The 14,738-nt window shown below is 43.0% G+C and carries 14 protein-coding genes; all 14 read right to left on the bottom strand.

What is annotated here, in order from left to right; genetic code table 11:
- Positions 1-7: 7 nt before the first annotated feature.
- Positions 8-1,126 (bottom strand): polysaccharide biosynthesis C-terminal domain-containing protein, encoded by a 1,119-nt coding sequence (locus tag AB4Z08_RS23480; protein WP_441576229.1) that lies wholly within the window; start codon positions 1,124-1,126, stop codon positions 8-10.
- 1 nt (position 1,127) lies between these two features.
- Positions 1,128-1,562, bottom strand: a complete 435-nt coding sequence (locus AB4Z08_RS23475; RefSeq protein WP_441576228.1) for a hypothetical protein — start codon at positions 1,560-1,562, stop codon at positions 1,128-1,130.
- Complete coding sequence (locus AB4Z08_RS23470; RefSeq protein WP_441576227.1) at positions 1,562-2,566, bottom strand: polysaccharide biosynthesis protein; 1,005 nt, start codon at positions 2,564-2,566, stop codon at positions 1,562-1,564. Before AB4Z08_RS23470 ends, AB4Z08_RS23475 begins: the two co-directional genes overlap by 1 nt.
- Positions 2,567-2,568: 2 nt before the next feature.
- Entirely contained in the window at positions 2,569-3,654 is a 1,086-nt protein-coding gene (gene wecB / locus AB4Z08_RS23465; RefSeq protein ID WP_441576226.1) for a non-hydrolyzing UDP-N-acetylglucosamine 2-epimerase, read from the bottom strand.
- A 3-nt stretch (positions 3,655-3,657) separates the two neighbouring features.
- Complete coding sequence (locus AB4Z08_RS23460; RefSeq protein WP_441576225.1) at positions 3,658-4,332, bottom strand: CatB-related O-acetyltransferase; 675 nt, start codon at positions 4,330-4,332, stop codon at positions 3,658-3,660.
- Positions 4,325-5,398, bottom strand: a complete 1,074-nt coding sequence (locus AB4Z08_RS23455) for a glycosyltransferase family 4 protein (RefSeq protein WP_441576224.1) — start codon at positions 5,396-5,398, stop codon at positions 4,325-4,327. The genes AB4Z08_RS23460 and AB4Z08_RS23455 overlap by 8 nt, the downstream gene beginning before the upstream one ends.
- A 30-nt stretch (positions 5,399-5,428) precedes the next feature.
- Complete coding sequence (locus AB4Z08_RS23450; RefSeq protein WP_441576223.1) at positions 5,429-6,367, bottom strand: hypothetical protein; 939 nt, start codon at positions 6,365-6,367, stop codon at positions 5,429-5,431.
- 5 nt (positions 6,368-6,372) lie between these two features.
- Positions 6,373-7,698 (bottom strand): O-antigen ligase family protein, encoded by a 1,326-nt coding sequence (locus AB4Z08_RS23445; RefSeq protein WP_441576222.1) that lies wholly within the window; start codon positions 7,696-7,698, stop codon positions 6,373-6,375.
- A complete protein-coding gene (locus AB4Z08_RS23440) occupies positions 7,695-8,840 on the bottom strand; it encodes a glycosyltransferase family 4 protein (protein WP_441576221.1) in 1,146 nt (381 codons plus the stop codon). The genes AB4Z08_RS23445 and AB4Z08_RS23440 overlap by 4 nt, the downstream gene beginning before the upstream one ends.
- Positions 8,841-8,857: 17 nt before the next feature.
- Complete coding sequence (locus AB4Z08_RS23435; protein ID WP_441576220.1) at positions 8,858-9,997, bottom strand: polysaccharide pyruvyl transferase family protein; 1,140 nt, start codon at positions 9,995-9,997, stop codon at positions 8,858-8,860.
- Between the two features lie 57 nt (positions 9,998-10,054).
- Positions 10,055-10,612, bottom strand: coding sequence for an acyltransferase (locus tag AB4Z08_RS23430; protein WP_441576219.1), 558 nt, complete (start codon positions 10,610-10,612; stop codon positions 10,055-10,057).
- The gene (locus AB4Z08_RS23425; protein WP_441576218.1) at positions 10,593-12,083 is read right to left on the bottom strand and encodes an oligosaccharide flippase family protein; all 1,491 of its coding nucleotides are present in this window, start codon (positions 12,081-12,083) and stop codon (positions 10,593-10,595) included. The genes AB4Z08_RS23430 and AB4Z08_RS23425 overlap by 20 nt, the downstream gene beginning before the upstream one ends.
- Positions 12,084-12,162: 79 nt before the next feature.
- Positions 12,163-13,329 carry a non-hydrolyzing UDP-N-acetylglucosamine 2-epimerase gene (wecB, locus tag AB4Z08_RS23420; RefSeq protein WP_441576217.1) on the bottom strand — a complete coding sequence of 389 codons (1,167 nt, stop codon included), beginning with the start codon at positions 13,327-13,329 and terminating at the stop codon, positions 12,163-12,165.
- A 96-nt stretch (positions 13,330-13,425) separates the two neighbouring features.
- On the bottom strand, positions 13,426-14,715 hold the full coding sequence (locus tag AB4Z08_RS23415) for a nucleotide sugar dehydrogenase (protein WP_441576216.1): 1,290 nt from the start codon (positions 14,713-14,715) through the stop codon (positions 13,426-13,428).
- Between the last annotated feature and the right edge of the window lie 23 nt (positions 14,716-14,738).

Genomic DNA, 14,738 nt, shown 5'->3' with positions numbered 1-14,738 from the left:
AAACTTTTTAAACGGTTTCAAAGTAGGTATCAGGATCCTGCAGATCAAAAAACTCATTAATCCAGAATACTGTATATAATTCTTCTTCTCCGATGTTCTTAATATTATGCGTGTACCAAACCGGCATATCTACGTATGATGGCTCGTTTCCATCCAGTTCGAAATTCAGTACTTCTTCCGTATTATATTTCCGTAACTGAATCAGTGCCTTCCCTCTGATGACCAGGAATCTTTCAATTTTCCGCGTATGGAAATGATTCCCCCTGGTGATACCGGCATGGGTGGTAGAAAAAGATACCTGTCCGCCTACCTGCAGCTTTACCATCTCCACAAAAACACCCCTGTTATCCGCATGTTGCTTCAATTTAAAGGGGAAGTAAGTTTTATGGTCGATATAACTTCTGAAAGTATTAAACAGGTGGATGCTGAATGCATCCGGAAGCGCCGGGATCACTCCCTGTTCCAGGTACAGTTTCTTAAAATCTGTCAATTTTGAAAGGATCTCAGACACATACAATTCTGCCGTAGGCTTTACTTCATAATTGCGCTGATGATCGTTGTTACGAATGGCATCAATGATCAGGGCGGCCAGTTCATCCACATGAATCAACTTTAAAAAACCATCCTGGTCTATTTTAGGCGTTTGATCATTACAAAGCTGGTGGCAGAAAGTAGCGACTACAGAATTATAAAATGGCTTCCCAAAAGGCCCAAATACATTCGGGATTACCAATCCCGAAAAATTTGCCTGATAGCTGACAGCCCACTTCTCCAGCAGTTCACGTCCACCTTTCTTGGATTTACCATAAAGATTATCCCTTTCTTCCTGGGTAGAGGAAGAAAAGATGACGTGCGGATGATTCCCCGCTTTGGAGAGTGCTGTTACCAGTTGCTGTACCAGCCCGAGATTGGTATCATGGATCAGCTGCGGATCCGGATCACGGTTCATGGCCGCCAGGTGTACAATTACGTCACATTGTTTCACCCATTCGGTTAGTTGTGCCTCCGAATCAAAATAAGATCTGCTGAAAGGGATGAGCGTAAACTCATCTTTCAGTAAACTTATTTTGTTAAACAGGTAAGATCCTACAAAGCCATTCTGGCCGGTAATTCCTATTCTTTTCATTTTATAATTTATTCCAGTCCAACCATAGTGAAGCATCAAAAGACCAGCGGTCTTCTCCCGATTGTTGCACATCCAGATCTGAATATACCATTAAGATGGAACCTGGCTCCAGTGCTTTTATACCATTGGCATACCCCGGAGGGATGCTTAATACCGCAGGTTCGGCTTCATTCAATATAAGGTATTCTGCCTTCAGATCCTTCGAAGGCTGGCTCCAGTCATCAATTTCCACCCACGCCAGTGCAAATTTCCCTTTGGGAACATAAAAATATTTTTGTTCCACTTTGTGGCCCTGCCATGCGCGTACAACACTTATGTCCGGATGCACAATCTGGTAGAAACGCTTTACGTCCGGGAAAGTAAACTCATTTACAAATCCCAGTGTTCCCCTTGCATCGGCAAAAGAACCGCCTTTTATTAGTTCTACTGATGCCATTAGTTCTTCAGTTCCTGCTGAACATAGTCCAGTTTGAGTAATAATGCTTTCAGTTCTTCGTCGCTTAATCTGTATGTATTATGGGAGTGGTAATCCTGTGCTTCTGCAATCTTGCTATCACCTTCAGAAAAATACTTGGCGTAGTTCAGATCACGGTCATCGGCAGCAATACGGTAATAATCACCCAGGTCTTCTGCTTTTCCAAACTCTTCCCGTGTCAGTAATGTTTCGTAGAGTTTTTCCCCATGGCGGGTACCGATTACTTTTATTTCATTTTTCGCTTTGAAAATTTCGCAGAGCGCTTCCGCTACCTGCCTGATAGTAGCAGCAGGTGATTTCTGTACAAAGATATCACCCGGATTGGCATTTTCATAGGCAAACAATACCAGTTCCACGGCATTATCCAGCGACATCATAAAGCGTGTCATTTCAGGATCGGTGATGGTGAGTGGTTTACCTGCCTTGATCTGGGAAATAAACAAGGGAATTACCGATCCCCTGCTGGCCATTACGTTGCCATAGCGGGTACAGGTGATCAGCGGATTGGTACGTAAGCGGGCTTTGGAAATTGCCACCTTTTCCATCATGGCTTTGGAAATACCCATAGCATTGATGGGATATACGGCCTTATCTGTACCTAAGCAGATGATCTTGCTTACGTTATTTTTAATGGCAGCTTCCAGTACATTTTCTGTACCCAGCACATTGGTTCTTACGGCTTCCATAGGATAAAATTCACAGGAAGGCACCTGTTTCAGTGCAGCGGCATGAAATACATAATCCACGCCCTCCATAGCACCATCGATGCTTCTGAAATCACGAACATCTCCCATATAAAACTTTACCTTTTCGCTGCGGAGCAGGTTGCGCATATCATCCTGTTTCTTCTCATCGCGGCTGAATATGCGTATTTCCCTGATATCAGTATGTAAAAAACGATTCAGAACAGCGTTACCAAATGATCCGGTACCGCCGGTTATCAATAAAGATTTTCCTTCAAACATGATTAATTCAATTTTAATAAAACGTCAACGATTCTTTCTGCAGTTTTTCCATCCCATAATGGCGGGATGCCGCCCTTTTTCCAGTTACCGGAAAAGAGCTTTTCAAAGGCCGGAGGAATGGCAGCAGGACTAATCCCCAGCAGTTCATTTGTACCTATGTCGCAGGTTTCCGGTCTTTCGGTATTAGCCCGCAGCGTCATACATGGGATATGCATGACAGTAGTTTCTTCCGTAATACCACCGGAATCAGTGATGACTGCCCGGGCATATTGAACGAGGTAGTTAAACTCCAGGTATCCTAATGGTTCCACCATATGGAGGTTAGGTGCTTTGATGCCAATATTGGCGAGCATTTTTGCTGTACGTGGATGTACCGGAAACACCAGGGGAAGCCCCTTTGATGAGCTGATAATACCATCCATCAACAGTTTGAGATTTTGTTCCTGGTCCACATTGCCGGGGCGATGCAGGGTCATCACGATGTATCCTCCTTTTTGCAGTCCCAGTTCATTCCAGATATCCGGTTGTTTGAAATGTGGCTGGTGTTTCAATAAGGTATCAATCATGGTGTTTCCCACCAGGAACAGGCGTTCTTCTGTTACGCCGGATTTCCGTAGGTTATCGTTGGCGGTTTCTGTGGTCGTAAAAAAATAGTCTGTGATAGCATCCGTGAGCAACCGGTTGATTTCTTCCGGCATGGTCCAGTCTCCGCTACGGATACCGGCTTCCACGTGTGCTACTTTTATATTGTTTAATTTTTTGGCAGCCATGGCACAAGCGATAGAAGACGTAACATCTCCCACTACCAGCACCAGGTCTGGCCTGGTATCCATTAAGATCTTTTCGTATCGTACCATAATGGCCGCTGTTTGTTCCGCCTGCGTACCACCACCTGCTTCCAGGTTGATATCAGGTTCCGGAATACCCAGCTGCTCAAAAAAATCAGCACTCATCTTTTTATCGTAGTGCTGACCTGTGTGAATGAGCCTGTAACGAATCCCCTCTTCCTTTCTTTGTTTTATAGCTTCAATAATCGGAGCTATTTTCATGAAATTGGGTCTGGCTCCGGCTATAATATCTATCAACATAACTTAGCTTTTATATTGTTTAAAATCCTGTATGATATGTTCTATTTGTTCCGGCTGCAATGCTGACTGAAAATGCCCGATATACTTTTTGAGGGCATCTTCCGGCATGTCCCACCATTTGAGGGTTTCCAGCTGCTGAATTATTTCTTCCGAAAATCTATACTTAATAATCTTCGCGGGCACTCCTCCTACAATGGCATATGGAGGAACATCTTTTGTCACCACAGAGTGGGCGGCAATGATAGCACCGTTACCAATCTTTACTCCTCCCATTACTGAAGAATTTAACCCTATCCAAACATCATTTCCAATCGTAACAGGAGCAGGACGATCATCAAACTTATCTTCCGTAATCCATGAATACCCCGTACCATTATTTACAGAGAAAAATAAGGGCGACGTAGAAATAAAGTCTGTTGGATGTGTACCAATACCGATAATGATATTCTTTGAGAACGAACAGTATTTACCGATCGTGGCACTGTTAATATTGGTGCCATGTCCTATATAAGAATACTTGTCGATGGTACTTTGTCTTATTACTACAGATCTTTGTATGCGACATTTTTCAGAAATCACCGTTACTTTATCATAAAAGACAAAGAATGACAGGTGACGATTTTTCCACCAGTCTTTGAAATGCTTTACGCTGAAATGATGAAGGATCAGATCAAGCATGCTTCCTCCTTTTTAAAGCATATTCCACTGCGCCCATGATAGAACCAGCCATTTGTTCCGGTGTTCTGTTGTTGCGATAGTGTTCCTGCGCATTTTTCCCCATCCGGATCACTTCCTCTTTATTTTCTATGATCCATTGCATTTGCTGCTGGAGTGCTTCTACCCCACCTTCGTAGATAATTCCGTTTTTCCCGTTGGTGATATTCAATACTTCCCCACCGGTGATCGCATTTTTCTCCGTTACAAAAATGGTGGCGTATCCCATGCTGGTCAGTACAGACAACCCTGCCTGGTTAGGCGAAATACAGGCCAGCGCCTTTGTGTAGAATGTCTTAAGGATTTCGCTGTCGTAGATGGCGCCATGCAGGAAAATTTTGTCTTCCAGTCCTTCTTCTTTTACCCATTTCTCAATGGAAGCACGTTCAGGCCCTTCGCCAATAATATTTAAGACGGGCAGCGCTTCACGGCTGGTTTTAATTTTGCTGTACGCCTGCAAAAGAATATCAATACCTTTTTCCTTATACAGGGTGCCTACAAAAAGAAAAGTATTTCTTTCCGCTACCAGGCCGTTCACCGGGCTTACGTAGGTCGTATTGTTGGCAACAAAAATTTTATCCGCGCTAAAACCTGCCTGCACAAATTTGGTTTTAGGATAATCGCTATAGAAGATGAGGGACTCGGCCTTTTTACCAAAGAAATTCCTTACAAAGTCCCACTGCTTTTTATCATCAAATTTATTGCTGTAAGAGGCAGATACACCTATGCCCCAGAAAGACATGCTATATTTTCTCCAGGGATTCAGCATCAGCGCCATGAGGCGCAACCAGCGCAGTTCATAGAGCCCTATCACGGCATCGAACTGTGCGCATAACTTGTGTAGCGATTCTTTATGAATAAAAAAAGGTCCTACCTGTTTACCGGGTGTGAATACGGTTTTATATGGATATTTTTTGTTTAAAAACTTAGGATCCGTATAAGCCACAGTTAAGTCGTACTTCTCATTAATAAGTTCAAATATTTTTTCCCGGTATGGCCATACTTTGTTATAAACAATCAGTAGTTTCATTACATTCTTTTTAATACAAAAAATTAAGGGTTATCTTTTTAATGCTTTCAGGATCTGATCACTGTATATTATCACCTGGCTATCGTGACGCTGAACAAAGCTCTCCAGGTTTGGAGCTTCCTTTAGCATCTGTGGTTGTTTCTGCTTATAGTAATAAACTTCCCCATCCCAGAATACTACGCCTGCAGGCCGGTTGCCATTCACTTCTGCACCCATGATTTTTTTAACATAGGCAGAAAATGCGTCCATTGGTACCAGTGTCATAAATGACGCTCCTTTACCCTGCCAACGCGGCCACACAAAAGGAAGTACAGGCTTATTCAGTTCCTTGCCCAGTTCCAGCGCTATCCGCAGGTTATTCTCTATATATTTCTCGTTATAACTTCTGCTTACCACTCTTTCTGAATAAATCATGTAAAGCGATGGACAAATAACATCTACATACTTTAACAGGTCTCTCAGCTGATAACACTGGTTCTGCCATTTTTCATTAGCAGTAACCGTTCTGAATGGCAGTCCATAAATACCCCATTGTACATTCGGCCGTTCCTGTTTTGCAATCGTGATAGCTCTTCTAAACTGCGTGGCAATCTTCTGATAATCCTGGTTACCGGAGTGGTTGTTGGTCAGTATTTCCAGGGCCTCTCCTTCCCAGTCCAATATGCATACGCCGCCGGCGCCTTTATCCGGGTATATTTTCCGGATGCTGGTAACGAGCAAATTGCTGTCTACGTTCAGACTATTCTTCGCTACAATGCTGCTCTGGCCAATAATCTTCGCCACGGCAATATTCTGCTGCCCCTGTATATAGGTATTTGCTTTGTCGCCCAGCCCGCTGATGGCAATGTATAACCGAGGATTGCTGCTGGCGGGTTTTGCTGTTTGCGCCGATGCAGCATGCAGTATACCTGCAAGACCCAGCAGCAGTATACCCGTAAACACTTTATATGTTTTTATCCAATACATCATCATAATCAGTTTAAAGATTCATCGAAAGGCTTGTTCTTTATTTCAAAAAACAATGCAAGCAGTATCCATAATCCGGGAGTAATAAAGATCCCCCCGGAAGTCATTGACAATAATAAATATCCAAGCAAAATCAATAGCAAGGCAATATGACGGTGTAGCCGGTATCTGCTGGCATGGCCTGCTTTGATGAGCACCTCAAAGAGAATCAGCAGAAAGAGGATGCCACCAACAGCTCCCAACGACATCAGTAATTCAAGGAATACGTTATGCGGATAAATATGGCTATGATCCGTCACATATTTATCTCCGATAAAAGGGTGATTACTGAACTGGTCCCAGGCACTGGCATATTCATAGTCCCGGTCTTCCTTCTCGCCATTGGCTACGTTATCAAAAAAGTGGGTTAACCGATAAAAGAGGAATACATCATCCGAAAATATCTTTGATCCTATACCACTCATCATCAGGCCGCCCAACAGCATAAAAATAACCAGGGCCGACTTTAACACGATGCTCACCGTATTACGGGACATTCTTAACTTAAAATAAAAGAGTATGCACACCGATAATATGAGGGAAAGGAAGGGTCCTCTGGATGCGCCCAGCAGTACGTTGGCCACTCCGATGATCACACATATAAAAAATGCGATACCGCCTTTTATGGTTTTCGGTGCATCAAAAAGCAGTTTGCTCAGTGCTAAAACAGCCAGCAACATGCCATAGAAGCTGATGGTAATCGGGTTAATCATGGCTTCGCTGGGATCATCGCCCACTGCACCTCTGGTAGACATCAGTGCCATCGTAATACCATTACTTGTAAAGAAGGATACAAAGATGATGATATTGCTGACAAACGTGAAGATGAATGCCCATTTCAGGAACTGCTTTATATTGATATAAGGCGCTGCCGCTGCCACCGCAATCACCGGCAGAAAACAGTTGGCGAATGCCATGGAATACATAAAGAAAGTACTGTACCTGCCATTACCAAACTCTATTCCACGCAGACTCACATCTACAAAAAGACGGCAGGAATAAATGAACCATAACAACAATAAAAGGAAAGTACCTTTCGATACTTTCTTCATCGAAAATGGTACACGGGCAATCACTACCAGCGACGCAAGCGCTATCAACACCCGAAAAGCGGCGTTAACAGGCGTTGAATTGACTTTCAGGAACAATGGAACAGCACACTGAATAGGATACCCCAGCGCCAGAAACAGCACGATAGCACTCCCAAAAAAATTGGCGATTTTGCTATGGCGGTTATATGCTGCATCCAGCGCCATATGATTCACGGCTATATCTTTATATTCCAACTGTATCATGCTTGCTTATTCACTTTTCGTACTACTTCCAGCCAGGAGTCAGCCCATCTTTCTGCGTTAAAACTGTATTTTATGGTGTCAATGGCATTTTTAGCCACCCTTTTTCTTTCTTCGGGGTTATTCACCAGGTACTCTATAGCCCCCATAATGTTTTCGGCAAACGGCATTGTCAGCATGCCATTGTAGTTGTTCAATAAAATATTATTGATCCCGCCTATATTGCAGGCTACCACCGCGCATCCTGCGCCCATTGCTTCCAGTAGCGAAAAAGAAGTACCTTCTGATGCCAATGTTGGCACCACCGCAATATGGAAATTGCCATGAAACCTCAGGGAGTCATTAAAGTCGTATTTGGTAATATGAACATTGGAGAGATGCTTAAATCGCTCCGTCAACAAGGGTTCCAGTTCCCCTTCCCCTGCAAATGTGAAGCTCAGATTTGAGTATCTTTTATTCAGGTTTTCTACAATATCCACCATCACTGCAATACCTCTGATCTTGGTAAAACGCCTGGCGATGAGTATCTTAATGGTTTCCCCACCCGCTCCGCCAAAATTGATATTGGGCGTTTGACTCACACTTGCAAAATTGGGAATTACGAAAATCTTCTCTTCTCCTTCCCTCGAAGTGAACGTGCGGTACCACGATAAATAATTGTAATCCACACAAACCTTATACTCTGATTTGGTAAAGTAACTGTAGGCTTTGAAAGACTGCATTAATTTGGTCACCACATTCAACTGCATTTGCGCCATCAGCTTGCGCATGCCTGTATTTAATTCCAGCGAATCGAAATATACGCCATGCTGGATACTGATCGTTTTATAAGGCGCAATTTTTACAGACAGGGTATCGGCACCCCAGATCACCAGGTCGTTCAGCGGATCAATCTGTGATATGTGGCGATCAAACAACGGCTTCATCTGGCGTTTCGACAGATTATAGCCTACCAGGTTAACGTCGTTATCAATTTTCCTGTTAAAATCTTTGTTTCCAAACTGTACAATGGATACATCGAGTCCCTCGCCTGCCAACACAGCAGCCAGCGACAGCAGATAGGTTTGTACACCTCCTACTGTTACATGTCCTCCGTCAAAATCATATACACGGGGGTAAAATATATGTACTTTAAACTTACTCATAATCTAAAATTTACGTGCTACAGTTCCTGAATGGCTTGTCTGAATAAAGAAAACATCTGATCTCCCCGGGCAATCTCTCTGTCAAGATCTGTTTGGAAAAGACGGATCCTGTTTGCATAGTCAGCACGGATCTGTTCTACATAATTTACCAGCTGGTTAACATCAAACGGGTATTTCCAGCAGTCGAACGATTTAAAGTTATCGCTGACGATTTTCAGTTTCTGTTCCACTTCAATGCACACTGCAGGCTTGTTGAGCAGCGCAGCAAAAATAGCCCCATGGAACCTGGCAGTAACGAACATATCAATACCTGCCAGTTCCTGGATGAATGCTTTGAAGGTATATCGTCTGGCATCCCAGATCATGGCTTCGATATTTTCCCGCTTAATAATATCCAACCATTCAGGATCGCGTTCTTCGGAAAAAAGAATATATTTTACTTCGTATCCCTTTTGCTGCCAGATGCGGGTAGCTTCCAGTAACTTACCGTAATAGGCATGTCCTTCATCTGTATGTTTCCAGTCACGCACGATGATACCAATCACACGTGGATCGGCAGCGGGTTTTGTTTTTGTAAAATAGTTACTGACAAAAGAGGAATTAAAACATAAGTCGCTACCCAGGAACAATCCTTTGGATTCCCACGATTTACACATATCATAACTCACCACATCGCGAACCAGTGCCTGATCCAGCTGACGGAAAGTTTGCATTGCTACCCGCTCTTCTACAGAATCTTTTACAAACGGACCTACGCCAATACCGATGGCCACTGTTTTGGCAGCTTTGATGCCGCTTACTTTCTTAAACCCTCTTAAACGGGGTAGTACAACGGATTTGAGGGTTTTATAGTCAAAGAAATATTTCAATTTCTTCAGGGTCATTTTAGGAAGATACTTGACCTGCGTGTTAGGGAAAGAGAAAAACTGGGTACCTCCTCCGTAAACGAGCATATCTACATCCAGCTTACTAAAAAGATCTTCGGAAGAAATAATTCTTGCTGCAGGAAGTAACTCGTTAAAGTAATCTGCCTTGGTGCAATAGAAGCCAAATTCATCTTCACGCAGAATATCTTTTATGTGATCATACATTGTAATCATCAATGCATCATCGCCAAAGTTATTCAGTCCGTATCCCCCTCTTACCAATACTTTCATGTTATCTGGTTATTATATGGTTTTTCATATGGTTATCAAATGTCTTCCCTGTCAGTGCTACTGCTGTAGTGTACCCAGCTGCTTGGCCCTGAAGTATATTTTATTCTCGCTTTTAAGCTTGTTGTAATGTGAAGCGTCTCTGCTACCGATTACTTTCGCGGGATTGCCTGCTACAATAGAAAACGGCGCTACAGTGCCTGTTACCACGCTTCCTGCGCCGATGATGCTGCCCTCCCCAATACTTGTGCCGGGTACGATAATTACATTCCCACCGATCCAAACATTTTCGCCAATGCTCACAGGTTTGGTGTCCACCCGGTGATCGTAAGGAATATAATGTGCGTCTCTGAATACGTGATTGGCGGAGTATATCGTTACATCAGGTCCTATAATGGTTCCCTTTTCGATGGTAATACCACCTACACCATATAGTTTGGCGCCAGGGCCAATATAAGTGTACTCCCCAATAGAGATGTTACGTTCCCCGCTGCAGTGAAACGGGCGACCTATTGACACACCTGCACCCAGCAGGTGGAACTTTGTCCGCCTGATACCCGCTTTGTGAATGCTGTTGGCAACAGCATTGTATATTTTACTAAGAAACAGACCTGACATGTTTATAAATTCTATAAAATATCCATAAAATAATGGCGCATGCAACGAGCAAAATCAATAGCCGCACGTATATGCTCAACTTGAACATCATCATCACTATAAATGCTATAAAGATGATTCCCCAGATAGCCAATGATTCAGGAGATATCAGGAAATAAGCATCTGCCAGTTGCTTTTTTATATAGAAAGGAACAAATGCCACGGTACTGATAAAGTAGGCAAATGCATAAGCACCCGCACGGCCTTCCGAACCGCCCTGCTTAATTCCCATCATATAGAAAATAGCCAGTAGCCCCCAGATACCGTTGCTTAACATGCTCCACCACATAAAGCTACCTGCTGCAAAATTTCTGGCTATACCCTGCCGGTGTGCAATAACGATAGTACCTATCATTACGATCACCACTGTACCATTTAAATTGCCGGATGTAAAATCCTTACCAAAAGCGATACCTGCCATTTCCGGCACCAGTATAAAAGGCAGCGATAAAAATATACCGATACCCCAGGGAACAAAATTGTTGATCGCCTCCAGTTTAGCATTCCGCTGTTTAAAATTGCGGATTACCTGCGGCAGCAAAGCCTGCCCCAGCGTAGTATTTACCACACTGATAATAAGTGAAATACTGAGTGCTGCATTATATACCCCGAGATGCGCATAACCTGTTGGTTCTTTTGCCAGCAGCACATTACAATACCAGTTTACCGGTAATACCAGTATGCCACTTAAAACCGCTGGTAAACTGAAAGTGTACAATACCTTTAACTCCTTGCGGTAATCTTTTTCATTTACATTGATACCAAATTTCTTTGTTTCCTTTTTGATCTCTACCCAACTCAACACGGCAATTAAAAGTGCATTGATGGTTAAACTCAGAATAGCACCGTTTACGCCCATTAAATAAGTAAGCCCTATGGAAATCGGCAGGTTAATAACCCCGGCCATCAGGTTAACCTTCGCTATCTTTTTAAACGCTTCCAGACCGGCCAGGATTCCAGTTTGAACGCCATTAATAGCGTAGAAAAGGATCGCCCAGGAACCATATCTCAGCCCGGTGCCGAGGTGGGCATTCTCCAACGAATGCTCTGCCAGCGGACTCGCCGAAAAAAACAACGAAACACTGATAATCAATCCCATTAAAATAGCCATATGCATGGCCATCTTTGCTATTCTGCCCGCTTTCTGTTTATCAGTATCCCTGAATTCCGCAATAAATTTTGTGGTGGTGATACCCAGACCGAATATGGAGAAAACGATAAACATGTCGATCGTTGACCGGATCATTCCCATCTCTCCGAAACCTTCTTTTTTAAGCATGCGGGCGATCACAATAGAAGATAAAAAGATCAGGGCTCTGAAGACCACCGTTCCCAGAAATGTCCAGAAAACACCGTGTACTATCTTCTTACCAACTTCTGATTTGTTAACCTTCGCTTTCAGCGCAAATATGATATCTGCAAGCCGCGGCATATACTTCTGGATAATTATCATCTTAGTATCTTGATCGGAAAATATTTTACATATTTTCCGTTGTGATTCCGTTTAACCTTTATTTTGTAACAGCCGTTTTTTCCAGAATAGCATCGATAATCCTGGCACTAGCTTTACCATCACCATAAGGATTATGTAACATGCTCATAGCAGCATATCTTTCACTATCCAGTATGAGCCACTCCGTTTCATAGAAGATCTTTTCAGCAGAGGTACCTACCAGTATGACGGTTCCTGCATCTACCGCTTCCGGACGCTCAGTGGTGTCTCTCATGACCAATACGGGCTTACCCAGACTTGGTGCTTCCTCCTGAATACCGCCGCTATCTGTCAGCACCAGGTAACAATGTTTCATGAGATAAATAAATGGCAGGTAATCCAGTGGTTTGGTCAGGTATATATTTTCAATGCCACCCAGTTTATTATAAACAGGCTCCTGCACATTGGGATTCAGGTGAACCGGGTAAACGATGTCCACATCCGGAAAGCGGGTGGCAATATTTTTCAAGGCATCACAAATATTCAGGAAACCATCTCCAAAACTTTCCCTTCTGTGCCCTGTTACCAGGATAAATTGCCTGCCTTTTGAAATATCATATCCGCTCTCCAATAAAATTCGTTCCAATGATAATTTCAACGATGCATCGCTTTCTATTTTATCCAGTGCCAGCAGCAATGTATCTATTACGGTGTTGCCGGTAATAAATATGCTTGATTTTGGCATTCCTTCATTCAATAAATTAGCTTTAGACTTTTCGGTAGGTACAAAGCAGAGGTCCGCAATTTTGTCTACTACCTGCCGGTTAAATTCTTCCGGCCACGGTGAATGAATGTTAAAGGTTCTCAACCCCGCTTCCACATGTCCTATCTGAATCTTTTCATAAAAGGCCGCGAGCGAAACCACAAAAGCGGTAGTAGTGTCACCATGCACAAGGATCAGGTCAGGCCGGAACTCTTTCAACACTACTTTCATTCTTGACAGAATGTTGATAGTGATATCATAGAGATCCTGCGATTGCTGCATGATATCCAGGTCGAAATCAGGTGTAATATTGAAAGTTTCCAGTACGCTGTCCAGCATATGCCGGTGCTGGCCTGTTACACAGGTTCTTGCATCAATCAGGTCACTATGTCTGGCCAGTTCCATTACAACCGGAACCATTTTTATAGCTTCCGGCCGGGTGCCAAAAACTACCATTACTTTTTTCTTTTTGATATGGTTCATCCTTCTTATTTATGGGTCTTTCAACAAAAGGTTTCTCAACTAAGGGTTTTCAACAATCCTGTATTTATGAAAATCGGGTATGGTAACCGCTTTTCGCTATAGTCTTCCGTCTACCAGAGATCGGTCTAAAATGGCTTTCGCATCAAACAGCACTGCATCATGACCATTCTTCAAGGCGTTATAATCAATTGCCTGGAATTCATTGTGTGCCACTGCTACCAAAATAGCATCATATTGTTTTGACACATTATCAATCAGCTCCAGACCATATTCTTCTTTTACCTCTGCCTTATCTGCATGTGGATCATACACATCGACCTTCATTCCAAATTCCGTCAACTCCTTGCAGATGTCCACCACTTTGGAATTACGTATATCAGGGCAATTTTCTTTAAACGTAATACCGAGGATCAGTGCTTTTCCTCCTTCCACTCTGCGTCCTTTCTTTACCATCAGTTTAAGGATCTTGTTAGCGATAAATACCGCCATCATATCATTTACACGTCTTCCGCTCAGAATCACCTGCGGATGGTAGCCCAATGCTTCCGCTTTGTGCGCCAGGTAATAAGGATCTACGCTGATGCAATGCCCACCAACGAGTCCGGGTCTGAATCTCAGAAAGTTCCATTTGGTTCCGGCAGCATCCAGTACATCGTTGGTATCAATACCAAGGCGATCAAAGATTAATGCCAGTTCATTTACAAAAGAAATATTGACATCCCGCTGTGCATTTTCTATGGCTTTGGCAGCTTCGGCTACTTTTATGCTCGGCGCTTTATGCGTACCGGCTTTGATGATACTTTTATATAACTGGTCTACTCTTTCTGCCACCTCAGGTGTAGAGCCGGAAGTAATTTTTTTGATGGTAGTTAACGTATTCACTTTATCACCTGGTACAATACGCTCCGGAGAATATCCGGCGAAGAAATCCACATTAAACTTCAGGCCGGATATTTTCTCCAGCAAGGGAATGCAGTCTTCCTCTGTACAACCAGGGAATACAGTAGATTCATAAATAATAGTATCTCCCTTTTTCAGAATACTACCCAGCATTTCTGTGGCCTTGAGTAAAGGCCGTAGATCAGGTGCATTAAAACGATCAATTGGAGTGGGTACTGTAACAATGAAAGTATTGTAGGCTTTAAGTTCTTCCTTTTTATCAGAGAAGCTCAGTCCTTTTCCTTTGCCATCTTTCTTTTTCTCTATTGCTTCCTTCATCCCTTCGAGATCAGCCTCCAGGGTATGATCAAAGCCACTTCTCAGCTCTTCTACCCTATGACTGTTAATATCGAATCCCAATGTACTATATAGCTTTCCAAACTCAATCGCCAGCGGTAAGCCAACATAACCCAGTCCGATGATCGCAATTTTTGATTCCTGATTCATTTTATTGATAATTTGATTAGAAT

Source organism: Chitinophaga sp. RAB17, assembly GCF_052114225.1.
Classification (GTDB): Bacteria; Bacteroidota; Bacteroidia; order Chitinophagales; family Chitinophagaceae; genus Chitinophaga.
The sequence above is the reverse complement of the archived record's forward strand: the minus strand, read 5'-3'. Positions and strand labels throughout refer to the sequence as shown.